Origin of the sequence: Streptomyces sp. NBC_01237 (assembly GCF_035917275.1) — a bacterium.
GTDB lineage: Bacteria > Actinomycetota > Actinomycetes > Streptomycetales > Streptomycetaceae > Streptomyces.
In genome coordinates this window covers 3,789,598-3,809,204 of the sequence record NZ_CP108508.1, presented here as the reverse complement: position 1 = coordinate 3,809,204, position 19,607 = coordinate 3,789,598, and the positions used below count along the sequence as shown (strand labels likewise).

The 19,607-nt window shown below is 71.1% G+C and carries 19 protein-coding genes; 12 read left to right on the top strand and 7 right to left on the bottom strand.

The genetic code is table 11. From position 1 onward, the window contains the following. Nucleotides 1-43: 43 nt before the first annotated feature. Nucleotides 44-1,390 carry an aldehyde dehydrogenase family protein gene (locus OG251_RS16845; protein ID WP_326677959.1) on the bottom strand — a complete coding sequence of 449 codons (1,347 nt, stop codon included), beginning with the start codon at nt 1,388-1,390 and terminating at the stop codon, nt 44-46. A gap of 158 nt (nt 1,391-1,548) precedes the next feature. Here OG251_RS16845 and OG251_RS16840 point away from each other — a divergent pair, with 158 nt between their 5' ends. Then, a complete protein-coding gene (locus OG251_RS16840) occupies nt 1,549-1,989 on the top strand; it encodes a MarR family winged helix-turn-helix transcriptional regulator (RefSeq protein ID WP_326677958.1) in 441 nt (146 codons plus the stop codon). Nucleotides 1,990-2,001: 12 nt separating this feature from the next. On the opposite strand, the gene OG251_RS16835 is transcribed toward OG251_RS16840, so the two are convergent. Next, nucleotides 2,002-2,409 carry a PLD nuclease N-terminal domain-containing protein gene (locus OG251_RS16835; RefSeq protein ID WP_326677957.1) on the bottom strand — a complete coding sequence of 136 codons (408 nt, stop codon included), beginning with the start codon at nt 2,407-2,409 and terminating at the stop codon, nt 2,002-2,004. A gap of 143 nt (nt 2,410-2,552) precedes the next feature. Between OG251_RS16835 and OG251_RS16830 the strand changes: the two genes are divergently transcribed. Together OG251_RS16830 and mqnP are read left to right on the top strand one after the other, a co-directional pair. Beyond that, on the top strand, nt 2,553-4,010 hold the full coding sequence (locus OG251_RS16830; RefSeq protein ID WP_326677956.1) for a menaquinone biosynthesis decarboxylase: 1,458 nt from the start codon (nt 2,553-2,555) through the stop codon (nt 4,008-4,010). Beyond that, nucleotides 4,007-4,924, top strand: a complete 918-nt coding sequence (gene mqnP / locus OG251_RS16825) for a menaquinone biosynthesis prenyltransferase MqnP (protein WP_326677955.1) — start codon at nt 4,007-4,009, stop codon at nt 4,922-4,924. The genes OG251_RS16830 and mqnP overlap by 4 nt, the downstream gene beginning before the upstream one ends. 51 nt (nt 4,925-4,975) lie before the next feature. Here mqnP and OG251_RS16820 read toward each other — a convergent pair whose 3' ends face one another. Further along, entirely contained in the window at nt 4,976-5,590 is a 615-nt protein-coding gene (locus tag OG251_RS16820) for a rhomboid family intramembrane serine protease (protein WP_326677954.1), read from the bottom strand. A 147-nt stretch (nt 5,591-5,737) separates the two neighbouring features. On the opposite strand from OG251_RS16820, the gene OG251_RS16815 reads away from it, so the two are divergent. After that, nucleotides 5,738-6,421, top strand: a complete 684-nt coding sequence (locus tag OG251_RS16815) for a UbiX family flavin prenyltransferase (protein WP_326681291.1) — start codon at nt 5,738-5,740, stop codon at nt 6,419-6,421. Nucleotides 6,422-6,444: 23 nt separating this feature from the next. Here the strand turns inward: OG251_RS16815 and OG251_RS16810 are convergent, their stop codons facing one another. Continuing rightward, nucleotides 6,445-6,579 (bottom strand): hypothetical protein, encoded by a 135-nt coding sequence (locus tag OG251_RS16810; protein WP_266805591.1) that lies wholly within the window; start codon nt 6,577-6,579, stop codon nt 6,445-6,447. A gap of 132 nt (nt 6,580-6,711) precedes the next feature. Between OG251_RS16810 and OG251_RS16805 the strand changes: the two genes are divergently transcribed. The 5 genes from OG251_RS16805 to OG251_RS16785 all read left to right on the top strand — a co-directional run bounded on the left by OG251_RS16805 (nt 6,712) and on the right by OG251_RS16785 (nt 11,403). Next, complete coding sequence (locus OG251_RS16805; RefSeq protein ID WP_010063935.1) at nt 6,712-7,167, top strand: Lrp/AsnC family transcriptional regulator; 456 nt, start codon at nt 6,712-6,714, stop codon at nt 7,165-7,167. Between the two features lie 48 nt (nt 7,168-7,215). Further along, nucleotides 7,216-8,379, top strand: a complete 1,164-nt coding sequence (gene mqnE, locus OG251_RS16800; protein WP_326681290.1) for an aminofutalosine synthase MqnE — start codon at nt 7,216-7,218, stop codon at nt 8,377-8,379. Between the two features lie 154 nt (nt 8,380-8,533). Beyond that, complete coding sequence (locus OG251_RS16795; protein ID WP_326677953.1) at nt 8,534-9,091, top strand: GNAT family N-acetyltransferase; 558 nt, start codon at nt 8,534-8,536, stop codon at nt 9,089-9,091. Between the two features lie 175 nt (nt 9,092-9,266). Then, nucleotides 9,267-9,560 carry a DUF4229 domain-containing protein gene (locus tag OG251_RS16790; protein ID WP_266805596.1) on the top strand — a complete coding sequence of 98 codons (294 nt, stop codon included), beginning with the start codon at nt 9,267-9,269 and terminating at the stop codon, nt 9,558-9,560. Between the two features lie 478 nt (nt 9,561-10,038). Further along, complete coding sequence (locus OG251_RS16785) at nt 10,039-11,403, top strand: dicarboxylate/amino acid:cation symporter (RefSeq protein ID WP_326677952.1); 1,365 nt, start codon at nt 10,039-10,041, stop codon at nt 11,401-11,403. Nucleotides 11,404-11,498: 95 nt separating this feature from the next. On the opposite strand, the gene OG251_RS16780 is transcribed toward OG251_RS16785, so the two are convergent. After that, complete coding sequence (locus OG251_RS16780; RefSeq protein ID WP_326677951.1) at nt 11,499-12,770, bottom strand: alpha/beta hydrolase family protein; 1,272 nt, start codon at nt 12,768-12,770, stop codon at nt 11,499-11,501. A 274-nt stretch (nt 12,771-13,044) separates the two neighbouring features. Between OG251_RS16780 and OG251_RS16775 the strand changes: the two genes are divergently transcribed. Next, the gene (locus OG251_RS16775) at nt 13,045-13,662 is read left to right on the top strand and encodes a TetR/AcrR family transcriptional regulator (protein WP_326681289.1); all 618 of its coding nucleotides are present in this window, start codon (nt 13,045-13,047) and stop codon (nt 13,660-13,662) included. A gap of 159 nt (nt 13,663-13,821) precedes the next feature. Here OG251_RS16775 and OG251_RS16770 read toward each other — a convergent pair whose 3' ends face one another. Continuing rightward, complete coding sequence (locus OG251_RS16770; protein WP_326677950.1) at nt 13,822-14,739, bottom strand: MaoC family dehydratase; 918 nt, start codon at nt 14,737-14,739, stop codon at nt 13,822-13,824. Between the two features lie 5 nt (nt 14,740-14,744). Beyond that, complete coding sequence (locus OG251_RS16765; protein ID WP_326677949.1) at nt 14,745-16,064, bottom strand: 3-oxoacyl-ACP reductase; 1,320 nt, start codon at nt 16,062-16,064, stop codon at nt 14,745-14,747. A 169-nt stretch (nt 16,065-16,233) separates the two neighbouring features. Between OG251_RS16765 and OG251_RS16760 the strand changes: the two genes are divergently transcribed. Together OG251_RS16760 and OG251_RS16755 are read left to right on the top strand one after the other, a co-directional pair. Then, nucleotides 16,234-17,511 carry an acetyl-CoA C-acetyltransferase gene (locus OG251_RS16760; protein ID WP_326677948.1) on the top strand — a complete coding sequence of 426 codons (1,278 nt, stop codon included), beginning with the start codon at nt 16,234-16,236 and terminating at the stop codon, nt 17,509-17,511. Nucleotides 17,512-17,667: 156 nt separating this feature from the next. Next, entirely contained in the window at nt 17,668-19,572 is a 1,905-nt protein-coding gene (locus tag OG251_RS16755) for an AMP-dependent synthetase/ligase (protein ID WP_326677947.1), read from the top strand. The last annotated feature ends 35 nt before the right edge of the window (nt 19,573-19,607 follow it).

Genomic DNA, 19,607 nt, shown 5'->3' with positions numbered 1-19,607 from the left:
GAGGGCGGCCCTCACGGCCCTCAACCGGGGCGGGCAGGGGCCTTCACGCGGACAGCGGGGTGTCCAGGACCGCCTTGCGGTGGCTGAACGTCTCCAGGGAGTACCGGCCGTGGTACCGGCCCATGCCGCTCTCGCCGACTCCGCCGAACGGCAGGTCGGAGACGGTCAGATGGGCCAGCGGCAGTCCGAGGCCCACGCCGCCCGAGGAGGTCTCGGCCAGCAGCCGGTCCCGTACGGCGGGTGATCCGGTGAAGGCGTACAGGGCGAGCGGCTTGTCCCGGTCGTTGATGAAGGCGATCGCCCCGTCGAGGCCGTCGACCGTCACGATGGGCAGGATCGGCCCGAAGATCTCCTCGCGCATCACGGGCGCGTCCGGCGCCACGTCCGCGAGGACGGTCGGGGCGATGTACTTGGTGTCCCGGTCGTGGGCCCCGCCCGTCACCGTCCGCCCGGACCCCAGGAGCGCGGCCAGCCGGTCGAAGTGACGCTCGTTCACGATCCGCCCGTACTCCGGGTGCGCCGAGGCGTCCGGCCCGTACAGCTCCTCGACGGCGGCGGCGAGCGCGTCCGCGAGGGCGGGGGCGGTCTCCGGGCCGGTCAGGACGTAGTCGGGGGCGACACAGGTCTGGCCCGCGTTGAGGAACTTGCCCGCGGCGAGGCGGGCGGCGACCGTGCCCAGGTCCGTGTCCCCGTCCACGTACACCGGTGACTTGCCGCCGAGTTCCAGAGTGACGGGGGTGAGGTGCCTGGCGGCGGCGGCCATCACGATGCGGCCGACCGTGCCGTTGCCGGTGTAGAAGATGTGGTCGAAGCGCTGCTCCAGCAGTGCGGTGGTCTCCGGCACCGCGCCCTCGACGACGGCGACCTCGTCCGGGTCCAGGAAGCGCGGCAGCAGCCGGGCGACGGCGGCGGAGGTCGCGGGCGCCAGTTCGCTGGGCTTGGCCACCACACAGTTCCCGGCCGCCAGCGCGCCGACGACCGGTGCGAGCAGCAGCTGCACCGGGTAGTTCCACGGCGCGATCACGAGGACGACGCCGAGCGGGTCCAGCACGGTGTGGGCGGTGGCCCCGGTGGGGGCGAGATGGGCGGGTACGGGGGCGGGCTCGGGGCGCAGCCAGCCGGCGAGGTGCTCCAGGGTGTGGTCGATCTCCCGGACGGTGAAGTCGATCTCGGTGCGGTACGCCTCCTTGCGGCTCTTGCCCAGGTCGGCGCGGAGCGCGTCGGCGAGGTCGTCGCCGTGTTCGGTGAGCAGCGAGCGCAGGCGCAGCAGCCGGTCGGTGCGCCGGTGGAGGTCCCTGGTGCGGCCCGTGCGGAAGGTGGCGCGGAGGCGGGCGACGATGTCGGCGGGGGTCTCGGGCGCGGCCGGCCGGTCGGTGGGGGAGGTCTGCATGGGGGTGTACTCCTGACGGAACACGGGGGTGGGCGCACATCGGGAAACGGGGTGAGCGCAAAGGTTGATATGCTCAAGCAATACGTTTCATGTAACGGCCAAAAGTTGAGCATGTCAAATAAGTGTGTGCGGGTTACCGATCGAAGGATGACCGACCCATGCCCCAGGAACCGGCCCACCGCGCCGTCCCCACCCCGGACGAACTGCTGGAACCGCTGGCCGTCGTCGTCCGCGGCCACCACGACGACCTCACCGCCGTCGCCGCCCGCCACGGCCTCAGCACCTCACAGGCGCGCGCCCTCATCGCCCTGAACGCGCCCCTGCCGATGAGCGCGCTCGCCGCACACCTGGTCTGCGACGCGTCCAACGCCACCGGTCTCATCGGCCGTATGGAGGCCCGCGGCCTGGTCACCCGCACGCCGTCCCCCGAGGACCGCCGTTCGAAGGTCGCCGCCCGCACCCCGGAGGGCACCGAGCTGGCCCACCGCATCCGCGCCGAGATGCGCGTCGTGCGCGGCGCGCTGGAGGCGCTCACCCCCGAGGAGCGCACCGCGCTGCTGCCCCTGCTCAACCGGCTGGGGCACCTGCTGTACCCGTGAGGGGCCCGAAGGTCAGGAGGCGGCCGGCGGAGTGGGGTCCTCCGGGCCCGCGCTGCCCTCGCGGCGCTTGATCTCCTCCTCGCGGCGGCGCAGATCCGCCTCCCAGTCCTTGAGGAGCGACTCGTCCTTCTTGTTGTCGTCCTTCAGCCCCTTCAGGAACTCCGGATTGTCGTCCGGAGCCACCCACTGGGTGCGGTGCCCGCGGTGCCACTCGGAGGGCGTACGGCCTCCGGCGGGTCCCTGGCGCACCTTGCCCGCGGCGAGCCAGACGATCGGTCCGACGATCCAGAACAGCAGGATGATGAAGACCCAGGCCACCTTCGGAAGGTGCTTGGCCTCGTCCTCCGGCGTGTTCAGGCAGTCGATGAACGCATAGATCGTCAGCGCCAGCGGCAGCAGATAGATCAAGGCCCTGAGCATGGTGAGGCGTCCCCCTGAAAGCGGCGGCGGGATGTGATGACCCCGGTGACGCGGCCAGGCTACCGGCTGCGGGTGGACTTCCCGGGTCCGGAGTCGGGGGAGCCCCGGCGGGCGGCCGGGGCGGGGATGACAAACTGGACGGCATGGCTTACGACGATCTTCGCTCCCTGCTCCGGGCTCTTGAGCGTGAGGGCGATCTCAAGCGCATCAAGGCCGAGGTCGACCCGCACCTGGAGGTCGGCGAGATCGTCGACCGGGTGAACAAGGCGGGCGGGCCCGCTCTGCTCTTCGAGAACGTCAAGGGCGCTTCCATGCCCCTGGCCATGAACGTCTTCGGGACGGACCGGCGGCTGCTCAAGGCGCTCGGACTGAAGTCGTACTCCGACATCAGCGACAAGATCGGCGGCCTGCTCAAGCCGGAACTGCCGCAGGGCTTCGTCGGGGTGCGGGAAGCCTTCGGGAAGCTCGGCTCGATGGTGCATGTGCCGCCGAAGAAGGTGAAGGGCGACAGCGCCCCGGTCCAGGAGGTCGTCCTCACCGGGGACGACGTGGACCTGGACCGGCTGCCCGCGCTCTTCACCTGGCCCGAGGACGGCGGCTCCTTCTTCAACCTGGGCCTCACCCACACCAAGCACCCGGAGACCGGCGTACGGAATCTGGGGCTGTACCGGCTCCAGCGCCACGACAAGCGCACCATCGGCATGCACTGGCAGATCCACAAGGACAGCCGCAACCACTACCAGGTCGCCGCCAAGCGCGGGGAGCGGCTGCCGGTCGCCATCGCCTTCGGCGCACCGCCCGCGGTGACGTACGCCTCGACCGCACCGCTGCCCGGGGACATCGACGAGTACCTCTTCGCCGGGTTCATCCAGGGCAAGCGGATCGAGATGGTCGACTGCAAGACCGTGCCGCTCCAGGTCCCCGCCCAGGCGGAGGTCGTCATCGAAGGGTGGCTGGAGCCCGGCGAGATGCTGCCGGAGGGACCCTTCGGCGACCACACCGGCTTCTACACCCCGCAGGAACCGTTCCCCGCACTGACCATCGACTGCGTGACCATGCGCAAGCGCCCGCTGCTCCAGTCGATCGTGGTGGGACGGCCGCCGACCGAGGACGGGCCGCTGGGGCGGGCCACCGAGCGGTTCTTCCTGCCGCTGCTCAAGATCATCGTGCCGGACATCGTGGACTACCACCTGCCGGAGTCGGGCGGCTTCCACAACTGTGCGATCGTCTCGATCGACAAGAAGTACCCCAAGCACGCCCAGAAGGTGATGAGTGCCGTCTGGGGCGCGCACATGATGTCGCTGACCAAGCTGATCGTGGTCGTGGACGCCGACTGCGACGTCCACGATCTGCACGAGGTCGCGTGGCGGGCGCTGGGCAACACCGACTACGCCCGTGACCTGACGGTCGTGGAGGGGCCGGTCGACCACCTCGACCACGCCTCCTACCAGCAGTTCTGGGGCGGCAAGGCGGGCATCGACGCGACGCGGAAGTGGCCCGAGGAGGGGTACACCCGGGACGGGGGCTGGCCGGAGATGGTCGAGTCCGACCCGGAGACGGCGGCGAAGGTCGACCGCCGCTGGAAGGAATACGGACTGTGAGCGCCGCCGAGGCATCGCTCGGATCCGGCTCCGCGGAGCCGAGCAGCAAGGTCAAGGCGTTCCTGCGGCTCGTGATGATCGAGCACTCGGTCTTCGCGCTGCCCTTCGCGTACATCGCCGCGCTGACCGCGATGTTCCAGCTGGACGGGAACATCCACTGGGGCACGCTGCTGCTCGTCACCCTCGCGATGGTCGGACTGCGCACGTTCGCGATGGCCGCCAACCGGATCATCGACCGGGAGATCGACGCCCGCAATCCGCGTACGGCGGGCCGGGAGCTGGTCACCGGCGCGGTGTCGGTGAAGTCGGCGTGGACGGGGGCGCTGGCCGCCCTGGTGGTCTTCCTCGGTGCGGCGGCGCTGCTGAACCCGCTGTGTCTGGTGCTCGCGCCGCTCGCGGTCGTGCCGATGGTGGTCTACCCGTACGGCAAGCGGTTCACGAACTACCCGCACGCGATCCTCGGCCTCGCGCAGGCCATCGGACCGGTCGGCGCCTGGCTCGCGGTGACCGGCAGCTGGTCGTGGGACGCGGTGATCCTGGGGCTCGCCGTCGGCATCTGGATCGGCGGGTTCGACCTGATCTTCGCCTGCCAGGACGTGCGGGCGGACCGGGCCCACGGGGTGCTGTCGGTGCCCGCCCGCTTCGGGATTCCGGCCGCGCTGTGGGGCGCGCGGGTCTGCCATGTGATCACGACCGGGATGCTGGTCTGGTTCGGGCTGGCCACGGGCGCGGAGTACTTCTACTGGATCGGGATGGCGATCGTCGCCGTGGCGTTCGTGTACGAGCACCGGGTGGTGCGGCCGCACGATCTGTCCCGGCTCAATCGGGCCTTCTTCTCCGTCAACGGCTTCATCGGGATCGCCCTCTTCGCGTGCGCGCTGCTCGACCTGCTGATGCGCGGCCTCACGCCCTGACGGCGGCGGGCGCGCGGCCCGGCGTGCGGTGGGACGGGTGCGGGGGTCGCCTCACGCCGTGACGGCGTGGGGCGTGCGGCGGGAGCGGCGGAAGGCGAAGGCCGCCCCGACCCCGCCGATCAGACCGAAGAGGTGCCCCTGCCAGCTGATGCCGGAGTCGGTGGGCAGTACGCCCCAGAGCAGGGAGCCGTAGACCGCGGCGATGACGACGCCGACCACGATGTCGAGCGGTCTGCGGTCCACGAAACCGCGGACCAGTAGATAGCCGAAGAGGCCGAAGACCACGCCGGACGCACCGAGGGTCACGGTGTCCGGGGGCGCGGTCAGCCAGACGCCGAGTCCGCCGACCAGGATGACCGTGAGGACCACGGCGGCGAATCTCCGGATGCCCGCCAGTGCCGCGATGAAGCCGAGGACCAGCAGCGGGATGCTGTTGGAGGCGACATGGTCCCAGCCGCCGTGCAGGAACGCGGACGGCACGATGTCCCGCAGCTCGGCCGGTTCGCGCGGTGTGACGCCGTAGGTGTCGAGGGCGTGTCCGGTCGCCGTGTCGATGCCTTCGAGGATCCACAGCAGGGCGACCCAGCCCACCATGACCGCACCGGCCGTCCTGGCCCGTGCGCCGGCGCTCGTCGCGGTGGTGGCGGTACTACGGAATTCGTTCATGGCTGGACCCCTGCCCCCGGCGTGCCCGTCACCCTGAGGAACGTCCGTCGCCACCGCCCGGTTCCGGGAGGTGTACACGGACGTGTTCCGGGTGCGGTGTACGCAGACGTGGCGGATAGGCTCGCGGGTGTGGAATCCGGGACTTCAGTGACTCATCGGCAGCGGCGGCCTTGGATTGTCGGGGTGTCCGGGGCCTCAGGGACTCCGTTCGCGGCCGCGGTCCTGCGCGGGCTGCTGGCGGCGGGCGAGAGCGTGGATCTGGTGGTGAGCCGTGCCTCGCGGCTGACACTGCTGGACGAGACCGGGATCGCCTTCCGCGACGCGCACTGGCGACAGGACCTGCGGACGTGGCTGGCGCGGGGGGCGGACGGGAAGCCGGACACCTTCGAGGTGGGCGGTGCCGAGCTGGACCGGGTGCGGCACTGGGCCGCCGGTGATCTGGCGGCCGGGCCGTCCTCGGGGTCGTACCCGGCCCGGGGGATGCTGATCGTTCCGGCCTCGACCGCCTGTGTGGCCGGGGTGGCGCTCGGGCTGTCGAAGGACCTGTTGCAGCGGGCCGCGAGCGTGACGCTCAAGGAGCGGCGCCCGCTGGTCGTCGCGGTGCGCGAGACGCCGCTGAGCGGCGTGACGCTGAAACAGATGGTGGCTCTGGACGAGGCGGGCGCCGTGGTGCTGCCCGCCTCTCCGGCGTTCTACGCGGGGGCGACGCACATCCAGGATCTGGTGGACTTCGTCGCCGGGCGGGTGCTGGACGCGGCAGGAGTGCCGCATCGGCTGTACCGCCGCTGGGAGGGAGAGCTCGGTGGTGGCTCCCGCGGCTCGGAGGGCTGAGGTGCGGGACCGGCCCGGTGGGGTCAGCGCTTCTTCGGGCCACGCGGGTTGCGCGTCTTGTCGACGCGGTGCGCGGCGGCGGGCTGGTGGGCACGCGAGCGGTTGGCCAGGTCCTGCAGCTCGCGCATCCGGGCGTAGGCCATCTCGATCGTGTACACGGTGACTTCACTCCTGAAGATTCGAAAGCATTTCTTGGATGTTCTGAAAGATTTGCAGGGTTCAGACCCTGCATGCCTTAGATTCTACACGTAAACTCGCGGTACTGCTGAACAATGGAAGGTTTCAGTCATATGGACGCGGTGGACAGGCAGCTCATCCAGGCCCTCAGGGAGAACGGCAGGGCCTCGTACGCCGAGCTGGGACGGCTCGTCGGGCTCTCCGGGCCCAGCGTCACCGACCGCATCAACCGGCTGGAAACCGCCGGGGTCATCACCGGGTACCGCGCCACCGTCGACTCCGCCTCGCTGGGCCTCGGCGTCACCGCGCTGATCGGCATCTCGCTCTCGGACGCGGCCGACCACGAGGACGTCGCGCGCCGGCTGAAGGACCTCGCGGAGATCGAGGACTGCTGGTTCATCGCGGGCGACGACTCGTACATGCTCAAGGTGCGGGTCGGCGACGTGGACGGCCTGGAGAAGACGATCCGCAGGCTGAGCGGTACGAAGGGCGTCTCCCGGACCCGTACCACGATCGTGCTCTCCACCAAGTGGGAGAACCGGGTCGGGGAACTCCCGGAGGAGTCGTAGGCGTACGGTGGACGAAGTCTGTTACGGAGAGATATGGGAGGCGCCCTAGTGGACGCGGGACTCAAGCGCGAGCTGGAGGAGAAGGTCCGGGCCGGCGAGCGGCTGACCCGCGAGGACGGGATCGCTCTCTACGAGTCCGACGACCTGGCGTGGCTCGGCGGGCTGGCTCATGAGGTGCGCACGCGCAAGAACGGCGACGTCGTGCACTTCAACGTCAACCGTCACCTCAACATGACGAACGTGTGCACCGCGTCGTGCGCGTACTGCTCGTTCCAGCGCAAGCCGGGCGAGAAGGACGCGTACACGATGCGCATCGAGGAGGCCGTCCGCCTCGCCAAGGCGATGGAGAACGAGAACCTCACCGAGCTGCACATCGTCAACGGGCTGCACCCCACCCTCCCGTGGCGCTACTACCCGCGCTCGCTCAGCGCGCTGAAGGAAGCCCTGCCGAACGTGGGGCTCAAGGCGTTCACGGCGACGGAGATCCACCACTTCGAGACGATCTCCGGCCTCACCGCCTCCGAGATCCTCGACGAGCTGATCGAGGCCGGTCTGGAATCGCTGACCGGCGGCGGCGCGGAGATCTTCGACTGGGAGGTCCGCCAGCACATCGTCGACCACAACACCCACTGGGAGGACTGGTCGCGCATCCACCGTCTCGCGCACGAGAAGGGGCTCAAGACCCCGGCGACGATGCTGTACGGGCACATCGAGGAGCCCCGTCACCGTGTCGATCACGTGCTGCGGCTGCGGGAGATGCAGGACGAGACCGGCGGCTTCCAGGTCTTCATCCCGCTGCGCTACCAGCACGACTTCGTGGACATGAAGGACGGCAAGGTCCGCAACAAGCTCCAGGCGCGTACGACGATGGCGACCGGTGCCGAGGCGCTGAAGACCTTCGCGGTCTCCCGGCTGCTGTTCGACAACGTCCCGCACGTCAAGGTGTTCTGGGTGATGCACGGCGTGCAGACCGCCCAGCTCGCGCTCCAGCACGGCGCGGACGACATGGACGGGTCGGTCGTCGAGTACAAGATCACGCACGACGCGGACAACTACGGCACACCGAACAAGCTCGGCCGTGAGGACCTGCTGGACCTGATCCGCGACGCGGGCTTCCGGCCCGTCGAGCGCAACACCCGGTACGAGATCCTCCGCGAGTACCCGGGCCCGGACGCCGGCCGGCGCGAGGAGCCGCAGCCGATGCGCGTCTGACGTCGCGTCGCGCGTCGGCGCCCAGGCCGTACGTAGCGTCCCGAAGCGCGTCGCATCGCGTGGTACGAAAGCCCTGGCCGCCGTCCCGGCCGGGGCTTTCTCGCGTTTCGGACGGGGGTTGAGGGCGATGAGGTGTAATGGTTACTCTCGCTCTATGGCGCTTACATTTACGCTGGACCCCGCGTTCGACCGGGCCCTGCACGACGGCATCATCGAGCTGTGGGCCGATGTCACCGACGCGGGCGGCGCCGTCGGCTTCGTACCGCCGGCCGACGCCGAGGAGATCCGGCCGGAGCTGCTCAAGCACCTGGTCTCGATCGTCGAGGGCCGCACCCGGCTGCTCGTCGGCCGCGACGAGGACGGCAGCGTCGCCGCCACCGCCTTCCTCGCCCTCAACTCCCACCGGCTGATGACCCACTGGATCTGGCTCTACACGGTCATGGTCCACCCCCGTCACCAGGGCCGGGGTCACGGCCGCGAGCTGATGGCCGCGGCGGCCGACGCGGCCCGCGGGCTCGCCGGTGTCGAGGCCATCCGCCTCACCTGCCGGGGCGGCACCGGGGCCGACCGCTTCTACGCCTCCTGCGGCTACAAGGAAGTGGGCCGGGTGCCGGGCGCGATCCGGGTGACCGACGGGGACGACCGCGACGACATCATCATGCTGTTCCCGCTCCACGGACAGTCTTCCGCGCCGGTCCCGCGGCCCTGCTGACTCCCGCCCCGCCGCCCCGTGTGCCCCGCGCGCCCCGCCGTGCTGGCTCCTGCCCCGGCCCGCCGCCCTGCCGCCCGGCAACCCTGTGAACCACGAGAATTCGGGGCATGCTTCACTGGTCGGGCAGGAAATGCATCGTGAGATACGTCGAGCGTACGTAGAGAGAGGGTCAGCCGTGTCCGCTGCCAAGCCGAGCGCAACGATCCGGTACACGGCGTTGCGCGTGTTGATCTTCGTCGGCTGTTTCTTCGTCGCCGGCGTGGCCGTCCACTTCGGCCTGCTGCCCGCCGGGCTCGCGGGGTCCAACTTCGTGTGGGTCATCCTGCTCGGCCTGCTTCTCTCCGCGCCGCTCAGCTATGTGCTGCTGCGCAAGCAGCGTGACGAGATGTCCGCGCAGCTCATCACCACGGTCGACCGGACCAAGGCCCGCCTCGAAGCGAACCGGACCCGCGAGGACGCTGTCCAGTAGCCGCCGCCGGGCCGACGGCCCCGCGCCGGCGAGCCGTCCGGCCGCCGACCGACCGCGAGGCGGCGGCGCTCATGTAAGCGCTGCGTAAGCTTCCTCACACGTGCGCCCGCGCACACCGAACCCCAGACCGGAGCAGACCGCTCCAGTACTGGGGTTTTTCGGCACTCGGGGCGTTCCGGGCCGGGCCGTCGCGCATTCTCTGACCAAAGAAGGGCTTTGAGGTTCTCAAAGTTCAAGTGTTAACGTACTCGACATGAAGACAGCAGTGCGCCCCCACCATGCCGCGAGCATCCCGCTCGTGGCGCGCCTGCATGTCGACCTCTGCCGCTGTATGTCCGCGGTCTGTTGCCGCAACGTCTGAACCGGCATCATGCAGCGGCGCCGCCCCCGACGCGGGCGCCGCACCCCGTCCCCGTTCGACCGCACGACCGTACGTCTGTCCTCGTACGTCCCCGCTGCGTCCATCAGGAGTGTGTCCGTGTCCGCGAATCCCGCGTCCGCCACCCCCGAGACCGGTAAGCCCTCCGGTTCCGGTTTCCGCATACCGAAGGTCCCGTTCTGGGCCCAGATCGTCGCCGGTCTGGTGCTGGGTGTCCTGCTCGGCTGGCTCGCCCGCAGCCAGGACATCAGCTGGCTCTACACCACGCTCGACAAGGTCGGCCACATCTTCGTCCAGCTGCTGAAGCTGGCCGTCGCGCCCCTCGTCTTCTTCGCGATCCTGGTGTCGATCACCAACCTGCGCAAGGTCAACAACGCCGCCAGGCTGGCCACCCGCACCCTGCTCTGGTTCATGATCACCTCGCTGATCGCGGTCGCCATCGGCCTCGCGATCGGCCTGATCACCAACCCGGGCTCCGGCACCGGCCTCACCCCGAAGGACGGCAAGCTCCCCGAGGGCAAGGGCTCCTGGCTCGACTTCCTGACCGGCATCATCCCGGACAACGTGATCACGCCGTTCACCGAGCTGAACGTCCTCCAGATCGTCTTCATGGCCGCCGTCGCCGGTATCGCCGCGCTCCAGCTCGGTGACAGGGCCAAGCCGATCCTCACCCTCAGCGAGTCGATCCTGGAGCTGCTCCAGAAGGCTCTGTGGTGGGTCATCCGCCTAGCCCCGATCGGCACCATCGGCCTCATCGGCTACGCGATCGCCGACTACGGCTGGGACCTGATCGGCAAGTACGCGACCTTCACCGCCGATGTCTACATCGGCTGCGCCCTGGTGATGTTCGGCGTCTACCCGCTGCTGCTCGCCACCGTCGCCAAGGTCAGCCCGCTCCAGTTCTTCAAGGGTGCCTGGCCCGCGATCCAGCTCGCCTTCGTCTCCCGCTCCTCGGTCGGCACGATGCCGGTCACCCAGAAGGTCACCGAGCGCCTCGGTGTGCCGAAGGAGTACGCGTCCTTCGCCGTCCCGTTCGGTGCGACCACGAAGATGGACGGCTGCGCCGCGATCTACCCGGCGCTGGCGGCGATCTTCATCGCGCAGATCTTCGACGTGCAGCTGGGCATCGGTGACTACCTGCTGATCGCCTTCGTCTCGGTGATCGGCTCGGCGGCCACCGCCGGTCTCACCGGTGCGACGGTCATGCTGACCCTCACCCTGTCGACGCTCGGCCTCCCGCTGGAGGGTGTCGGCCTGCTGATGGCCATCGACCCGATCCTGGACATGATGCGCACCGCCACGAACGTGGCCGGCCAGGCGCTGGTCCCGGTGATCGTGTCGGCCCGCGAGAAGATCCTCGACCACGACGCGTACAACTCGGCCTCCTCGTCCCCGGTCGACGAGATCGACACGCTCGACGTCCAGGACGCGGAGCCGAAGGCGAAGGTCCCGGTCACCGCGTAGCACCTGCGCCGCGCAGCCCCTTCAGCGCGCGGCGACGACGCCCGTACAGCGGAGCGCCCCCGGTCCTCAACGGTCCCGGGGGCGCTCCGCTGTCGTCAGGGGCTGTGGAAGACGACCTCGGGGTTGGCCGGGGTCGGGCCGTTCAGCAGGGGCCGGTTCCGGTCGCGCAGGTGGCGGTCGAAGAAGGCGCCCACGTAGCCCCGGGTGATCTGCGTCGAACGGGTCGCGGAGATCGGCACCGCCGGGTCCTCCAGGCCGAGCTGTTCGGAGAGCTCGGGGGTGTCGGTGAACGTGAAGTGCCCGGAGCCCGTGACGGTCAGCCAGCGCTTCCAGCCGTCCAGCCGGGCCCAGCCCTCCTTCCAGCTCGTGTCGGCGCTGTCCGGGGAGTGACCGTCGGCGGTGCCGAGCATCATGAAGGGCCGGCCACCGAGACCCGCGTCGGGAACGCGTCCGTAGAACGTTCCGTCCATGTTGATCCCGGCGTCCACCCGCCGGTCACCGGCCATCGTGGAGACCGCCGCGCTGCCCCCGATGGAGTGGCCCGCCGTGCCGACCCGGTGCGGGTCGATCATGCCCGCGTACCGCCAGGCCCGTGTGTGCGAACCGTCGCGCCGCTCTCCGGTCAGCCGGTCCAGTACGAAGGAGAGGTCGGTGCCCCGTCCCGCCGAGACGGCGGCCAGGATCTTCAACTTCTCCTCCAGGTCCGGAGTCTCCTCAAGCCGTTCGCACGCGGCGCAGGTGAGGGTCCGTCCGTCGGGGAGGGAGATACCGGTCGACTCGTAGGCGTGGTCGACGGTCGCCACGACATAGCCTCGGCTCGCCAGTTCCTCGGCCAGACCGGTCAGCGTCGCGCGGGGCGTGCCGAAGCCGGGGGAGAGCAACACCAGCGGGAACCTGCCGCGGGCCGGGCGGGCGTCGACCCGGGCGTGGGTGCGGGTGGCGCCGAGCACGGCGGGCGGGATGACCTTGTCCAGGTCCCGCTGGGCCAGGAAGAGCCTGGCCTCCTCCGTCGTCATGTACGGGGCCGGGGTGCCGCCGCCGTGCTGGCGGGCCGGGTAGTTCACCGACACCATCAGCTCGCGGGAGTCCGCTTCGGGCACCCAGGGATCGCGGCGGGAGTGGTCGGTCAGGAGGAAGGTGTCACGGCCGGTCGGATACGTGCCGGTCGGGCGGGGAAGCGTCGGTGGCGTGACATCGGTGCTCTGTGTGCCGCCGATGCCGATCGTGCCGGTGTCGCCGGGGGAGGCCGCGGTGGCGGTCGCCGGGGCCGGCCCCGCCGTCGCCGCGGTGGCGGGTGCGGCGAGGGTCGCGGCGGTCGCTAACGCCACGACCAGGATTGCGGTACGGCTGCGAAGGCTGGTCTTCATGCCGGGAACGCTAGGCCGAAGGGCGGCTGTGCACATCATGCGTCGGTGGGACCCGGTGTCAGACCTCGGATGTACGGGTTCCCCGGAATGTCCGCGGCCGCTGCTGCGGAGGGACTAGGCGCGGACGTCCCCGTCGGACCCCGTCGGCCCGCTGGACACGGTGGATTGTGTTCCGTACGACGGGGCCGGGCGGGGCCGCGCCGTACTCTTACGGAGGACCAGGGGGCAGCGGGGCGGGAGGATGTCGGACGTGGGTGCTGTGAAGAGCAAACGGATGCCACGCGCCGTGCGTGAGCAGCAGATGATGGACGCCGCGGTGCAGACCTTCGGGCAGCGCGGGTACCGGGCCGCCTCGATGGACGAGATCGCGGAGCTGGCCGGGGTGTCCAAGCCGTTGGTCTACCTGTATCTGAACTCCAAGGAGGAGCTCTTCACCGCCTGCATCAGACGTGAGGCGAACGCGCTGGTGGACGCGGTGCGGGCCGGGGCGGAGCCGGGACTTCCGGCCGACCGGCAACTGTGGGCCGGGCTGCGGGCGTTCTTCACCCACACCGCGGAGAACCCGGACGGCTGGGCGGTGCTGAACCGTCAGGCGCGGACGCACGGGGAGCCGTTCGCCACGGAGGTCGCCGTGATGCGGGACGAGATCGTTGCGTTCGTGACGGGTCTGATCGGGGCGGCGGCGCGCGAGGCGCACCACGATCCGGCGCTCCCCGACCGGGATGTGGCGGGGCTGGCACAGGCCCTGGTGGGCGCCGCGGAGGCGCTCGCGGGATGGGCGAACGACACCCCGGGCGTCTCGGCGAAGGAGGCCGCGGCCACCCTGATGAACTTCTCCTGGGCGGGCCTGGAGAACCTGATGAACGGCAGCCCCTGGCAGCCCCCGACGTAGTCGGAGCCATGGCCTCGGGGGTGCGGGCGGCCGTCGCGCTCGGGTGCGGGGTGGCGGTGCTGGGAGGCCACAGTCCCCACCGCCCCTGCCGCCCCCACCGCCCCCGCCGTCCCCACCGCCCCCGCCGTCTCCTCCGCCCCGCCGTCCCCGGACGTGCCGCTAGGCGTCCCGGGTGACCGTCCCCGTCAGGTGGACGCGGTCGCCGCCGCTGCCGCCCCGCAGTTCGAACGTGGAGCCCGCGTCGTCGGCCGCGTACGTCACGGTGGAGGGCAGCAGGACGGGTGCCTTGAAGTCCGCCCGTACGGACCGGATCCGGCCGGGTTCACCGGCCTCGGCAAGAGCGCGGGCCACCGTCCACATGCCGTGCGCGATGGCCCGGGGGAAGCCGAACAGCCGGGCCGTGAGCGGATACAGGTGGATGGGGTTGCGGTCGCCCGAGGCGGCGCCGTACCGCCGCCCCAGATCCCCCGGCAGCCGCCACTCGGCCACGGTGCGGAGACCGGACGGAGGCGCGTGGTCCGAGCCGCCGCCGTTCCCTGATCCGTTCCCTGATCCGTCGCCGCTTCCGGCCCCCGTACGACGGCCGCCGCCGCTTCCCGCGCCGACGCGGTTCCCCGGTGCCGGGTGCCGTGAGAGATAGCCGCTCCGCGACTCCCAGACCAGCTCACCGGCGATCCGCGCCTCCGTCACCATCGTGACTTCCGTGCCCCTGCGGTGGGGCGCCAACCCGGCCGCGTACACCGAGAGTTCGAGGGAGTCGGTGGAGTGCGCCGGCCGGTGGCGGGTGATCTCGATCCAGGTGTGGACGAGTCCGACGACAGGCAGCGGGAACGCCCGGCCGGTCATCAGCCGCATGGCGAGCGGAAAGGCCAGGACGTGCGGGTACGTGAGCGGCAGCGGCCCCGGCTCCGTCCCGTCGAAGCCGCAGATCCCGCGGTACGTGGCGAGGGGGCCGGGCGCGACGGGGGCGGCGGGGAGGGCGAGGCGGCCGGTGGGCAGCGTGGCGCCGTCCCGGCCGGCCCGCTTGAACGGGGAGGTGACGGCTCCGCGCACCAGGGAGGCGCTCAGGCTCGGCATCGCGCTCACGCTCCCAACAGGCTCTGGCCGCAGACCCGCAGGACCTGGCCGTTGACGGCGATGGAGGCGGGCTGGGCGAACCAGGCGGTCGTCTCGGCGACGTCGACCGGGAGGCCGCCCTGCGCGAGGGAGTTCATCCGGCGCCCCGCCTCGCGGATGAGGAGCGGCACGGCGGCGGTCATCTTCGTCTCGATGAAACCGGGGGCGACCGCGTTGACCGTGACGCCGTGGTCGGCGGCGGCGCGCGGGGCCAGTGAGCGGGCCAGGCCGATGATGCCGGCCTTGCTGGCCGCGTAGTTGGTCTGGCCGTTGTTGCCAGCGATGCCCGCGATGGAGGCGGTGGCGACGATCCGGCCGCCGCGGTTGACCGTGCCCGCCCTCAGGAGCGCGTCCGTGGTGCGCAGCACGCTGTCGAGGTTGACTTCGATGACGGAGGCCCAGCGGTCGGCCGGCATGTTGGCGAGCCGGCGGTCGCGGGTGATGCCCGCGTTGTGGACGAGGACGTCGAGCCCGCCGGGGGCCGCGGCGGCGATGCGTTCGGCGGCGTCGGGCGCGGTGATGTCCAGTGGCAGGGCGGTGGCGCCGAGCCGGTCGGCCGTGCGGATCAGGTCGTCCTCGGCCTGCGGGACGTCCAGGCAGATGACCTGGGCGCCGTCACGTGCCAGGACGGAGGCGACCGAGGCGCCGATGCCCCGGGCGGCGCCGGTGACCAGGGCGGTGCGGCCGTACAGCGGCGCCGCCCAGTCGGCGACCGGGTCGGGGACGGCGGCGGTCAGCTCGATGACCTGGCCGCTGATGTAGGCGGACCTGGGGGAGAACAGGAAGCGGAGCGTGGACTCGGCGGAGGCCACCGCCCCCGGGGCGATGCGCAGGAGCTGCGCGGTGGAGCCCTTGCCGATCTCCTTGCCCAGGGAACGCACGAACCCTTCGAGGGCCTGCTGAGCCGCCGCCTGGTGGTGGTCGTCGGGGGACGGCGGCGTACCGAGCACGACGATGCGGCCGCCGGGTGCGAGGGAGCGTACGACGGGGTGCAGGGCGGCGTGCACATCGGCGAGCCCGGCGGCGGACGTGACGTCCGTCGCGTCCAGGAGGATGCCGGCGGGCCGTTCGGCACGGTCGGCGACCGTCAGCCCGGTCGTGCCGAGCAGCGTCCGGAGCTCGTCCCCGATCACCGGCTTCCCCGCCGTGAGGTGCAGCAACGGGCCGTCGAGGCTCGGCGTCCCCAGCGACCAGCGGCGCAGGGCGGCGGGCTGCGGCAGGCCGAGGCCGCGGGTGAGGAATCGGCCGGGTGCTGTGCCGGTGAAGTGCAGATAGCGGTCGGCCATTGTCCAGACTCCCTGCTCGGTCGTAGATTTACTCCAGAGTAAGGTTACTCAAGAGTCAGGAGTAGGTCGAGATGAACGCGATCGAGATGCCCCGTCCCGGACCGGCAGAGGCGGGATCGACCCGTCCGGGGCCGACCGGTCCGGGATCGACCGGGGCGAGGTGGGCACGTTGACCGCACGGATTCCCCTCGCACTCCCGCAGCCGCGCCGGGTCGCGGTCATCGGGGGCAGCCGCATACCGTTCGCGCGCTCCGACGGCCCGTACGCCGAGGCGTCCAACCAGGACATGCTCACCGCCGCGCTCGACGGGCTGATCGAGCGGTACGGCCTGGCGGGGCAGCAGGTCGGTGAGTTCGTCGCGGGGGCCGTCCTCAAGCACAGCCGGGACTTCAATCTCGCCCGGGAGACGGTCCTCGGCTCGGCCCTGGACCCGCGCACGCCCGCGTACGACCTCCAACAGGCATGCGGCACCGGCCTCCAGGCGGTGATCGCCGCCGCCAACAAGATCGCGCTCGGGGCCGTCGACTCCGCCATCGCGGGCGGTGCGGACACCACGAGCGACGCACCCCTCGGTGTCAACGACCAGCTGCGCAGGCTCCTGCTCGCGGCCCGCCGCGCGAAGTCGACGGGCGGCCGGATCGCGGCGCTCGCGGGCGTACGCCCCCGGCACCTCGTCCCGGACATCCCGCGCAACGCCGAACCCCGCACCGGTCTGTCCATGGGCGAACACGCGGCGGTCACCGCCCGCCGGTGGGAGGTCTCCCGTGAGGCCCAGGACCTGCTGGCGGCCACGAGTCACCAGCGGCTGGCGGCGGCGTACGAACGCGGCCTCCTGCACGACCTCGTCGTCCCGTACCGGGGCCTGGCCCGCGACCAGAACCTGCGCCCCGGCTCCACGGTGGAGAAACTCGCCACGCTGAAACCGGTGTTCGGCGCGGATCACCCCGACGCGACGATGACCGCGGGCAACTCCACCCCGCTCACCGACGGCGCCGCGACCGTCCTGCTGGCGAGCGAGGAATGGGCCGAGCGGCAGGGCCTGGAACCGCTCGCCTACCTCTCGCTGTACGAGACGGCGGCCGTGGACTACGTGAACGGCGAGGACGGGCTGCTGATGGCGCCCGCGTACGCCGTGCCGCGATTGCTGGAGCGGGCCGGACTGACCATCGAGGACTTCGACCTGTTCGAGATCCACGAGGCGTTCGCGTCCCAGGTACTCGCCACGCTCGCCGCCTGGGAGAAGCAGGGGCTCGCCCCCGTCGACCGGGACAAGCTCAATGTGGCGGGGTCCTCCCTCGCCACCGGGCATCCGTTCGCCGCGACGGGGGCCAGGATCGTCGCCACGCTGGCCAAGCTCCTGGCGGAGCGCGACGCGCCGGGGCGGGGACTGATCTCGATCTGCGCGGCGGGCGGACAGGGAGTCACGGCGATCCTCGAACGCGCCTGAGGGTTCGGCGAGATCCTCGGAGTACGAGCCCTTCCCCTCCAGCGTTTCCCCCTCCTTTCTCCTCCATCCTTTCCGCACCGACGCACCGACGCACCGACCTTGCCGGACGGACGACCCGGCGACCGACCCGCCCGACCCCCAGTTGAGGAGCCGCACGTGTCCACGCCACCCGCCACACCCACCGCCCCGGTCCTGGTCGAGCCCACGAAGACCAGGGCGGCCGACGGAACCGTACGGGAGGTCTCCGTACCCGCCTTCGCGCCACGCGTCCTGCGCGGTTCGCTCGCCGAGATCCCGTTCGACAACGCCCGCGAGGCCCCGTCCGAGGCGGTACTCAGCCGCAAGCAGCAGGACGGCAGCTGGCGGGACGTGTCGGCCGCCGAGTTCGCCGCGGAGGTGCTGGCGGTCGCCAAGGGCCTGATGGCGGAGGGACTCCGGGCCGGGGACCGGATCGCGATCATGTCCCGTACGACCTACGAGTGGACGCTCCTCGACTTCGCGGCGTGGGCCGCCGGGCTGGTCACCGTACCCATCTACCCGACCTCGTCGGCGTTCCAGGCCCGCTGGATCCTTCAGGACTCCGGCGCGGTCGCGTGTGCCGTGGAGACGAAGGAGCAGGCCCGGCTGATCAGCCAGGAGCGCAAGCAGCTCGGCGACCTGGCCCATCTGTGGCAGCTCGACACCGGGGCGGTCGGCCGGCTCAGGACGCTCGGCAAGGACATCCCCGACGAGGCCGTCGCCGCCCGCCGCGCCACCCTGGAACCGGACACTCCCGCCACCCTCATCTACACCTCCGGCACCACGGGCCGGCCCAAGGGCTGCGTCCTGACCCACGGCAACTTCTTCGCCGAGGTCGACAACGCCATCGAACTGCTCCACCCGGTCTTCAAGTCCGTGTCGGCGTACCCGGCGTCGACGCTCCTGTTCCTTCCGCTCTCCCATGTCTTCGGACGGATGGTCGCGATCGGCTGCATGCGGGCGCGGGTCCGCCTGGGCCACGCCCCGTCCATCCGGACGGAGGATCTGCTGGCCGACCTCGCGGGCTTCAAGCCGTCGTTCCTGCTGGCCATCCCGTACGTCCTGGAGAAGGTCTACAACACGGGCCGGGCGACCGCCGAGAAGATGGGCCGTGCCTCGTCCTTCGACCGGGCCGCCCGGATCGCCCAGCGCTACGGGGAGGCGGTCGAGGCGGCCGAACACGGCAGGGGCCCCGGACCGGGCCTCGGTCTGCGGGCGGCCCGCGCCCTCTACGACCCGCTGGTCTACCGCCGTATCCGCGCGGCGCTCGGCGGCCATGTCCGGTACGCGATCTGCGGCGGTTCCCCGCTGGGGCACCGGCTCGCCGCGTTCTACGCGGGCGCCGGCATCGAGATCTTCGAGGGCTACGGACTCACCGAGACCACCGCCGCCCACACGGTGACCCCGCCCCTCAAACCCCGCCTCGGCACCGTCGGCTGGCCGCTGCCCGGCGCCTCCGTGCGGATCGCGGACGACGGCGAGGTCCTGCTGCGCGGGGGCCAGGTGTTCCAGGGCTACTGGGACGCCGAGCGCGGCGCGCCGGTCCCCGTGCTCGACGACGGCTGGTTCGCGACGGGCGACCTGGGGGAGCTGGACGGGGAGGGCTACCTCACCATCACCGGCCGCAAGAAGGACATCATCATCACGTCCGGCGGCAAGAACGTCACCCCGGCCCCACTGGAGGACTGGCTGCGCGCCCACCCGCTGGTCAGCCAGTGCATGGTGGTCGGCGACAACCGCTCCTTCATCACCGCCCTGATCACCCTGGAGCCGGACGGCCTCCAGCACTGGCGCCGGATGCGCAAGAAGCAGGACGTCCCGATGAGGGACCTGGTGAACGACGAGGAGCTGCGGGCAGCCCTGCAACGCGCGGTCGACGAGGCCAACCGCCTGGTCTCGCGGGCGGAGTCGATCCGCAAGTTCACGGTCCTGCCGGGCGACTTCACCGAGGCGAGCGGCCACCTGACCCCGTCCCTGAAACTGAAGCGGGACGCGATCGCACGGGACTTCTCGGCCCAGATCGAGGAGCTGTACCGGAAGTGAGGGTGGGTGCGGGGCGCTGATCGAGGGGCGGTCGG

What these genes read in the sequence shown, in the direction of transcription:
- OG251_RS16845 (WP_326677959.1), bottom strand. Translation starts at nt 1,390, where the DNA reads ATGCAGACCTCCCCCACCGACCGGCCGGCCGCGCCCGAGACCCCCGCC.
- OG251_RS16840 (WP_326677958.1), top strand. Translation starts at nt 1,549, where the DNA reads ATGCCCCAGGAACCGGCCCACCGCGCCGTCCCCACCCCGGACGAACTG.
- OG251_RS16835 (WP_326677957.1), bottom strand. Translation starts at nt 2,409, where the DNA reads ATGCTCAGGGCCTTGATCTATCTGCTGCCGCTGGCGCTGACGATCTAT.
- OG251_RS16830 (WP_326677956.1), top strand. Translation starts at nt 2,553, where the DNA reads ATGGCTTACGACGATCTTCGCTCCCTGCTCCGGGCTCTTGAGCGTGAG.
- OG251_RS16820 (WP_326677954.1), bottom strand. Translation starts at nt 5,590, where the DNA reads ATGAACGAATTCCGTAGTACCGCCACCACCGCGACGAGCGCCGGCGCA.
- OG251_RS16805 (WP_010063935.1), top strand. Translation starts at nt 6,712, where the DNA reads ATGGACGCGGTGGACAGGCAGCTCATCCAGGCCCTCAGGGAGAACGGC.
- OG251_RS16795 (WP_326677953.1), top strand. Translation starts at nt 8,534, where the DNA reads ATGGCGCTTACATTTACGCTGGACCCCGCGTTCGACCGGGCCCTGCAC.
- OG251_RS16780 (WP_326677951.1), bottom strand. Translation starts at nt 12,770, where the DNA reads ATGAAGACCAGCCTTCGCAGCCGTACCGCAATCCTGGTCGTGGCGTTA.
- OG251_RS16775 (WP_326681289.1), top strand. Translation starts at nt 13,045, where the DNA reads ATGCCACGCGCCGTGCGTGAGCAGCAGATGATGGACGCCGCGGTGCAG.
- OG251_RS16770 (WP_326677950.1), bottom strand. Translation starts at nt 14,739, where the DNA reads ATGCCGAGCCTGAGCGCCTCCCTGGTGCGCGGAGCCGTCACCTCCCCG.
- OG251_RS16765 (WP_326677949.1), bottom strand. Translation starts at nt 16,064, where the DNA reads ATGGCCGACCGCTATCTGCACTTCACCGGCACAGCACCCGGCCGATTC.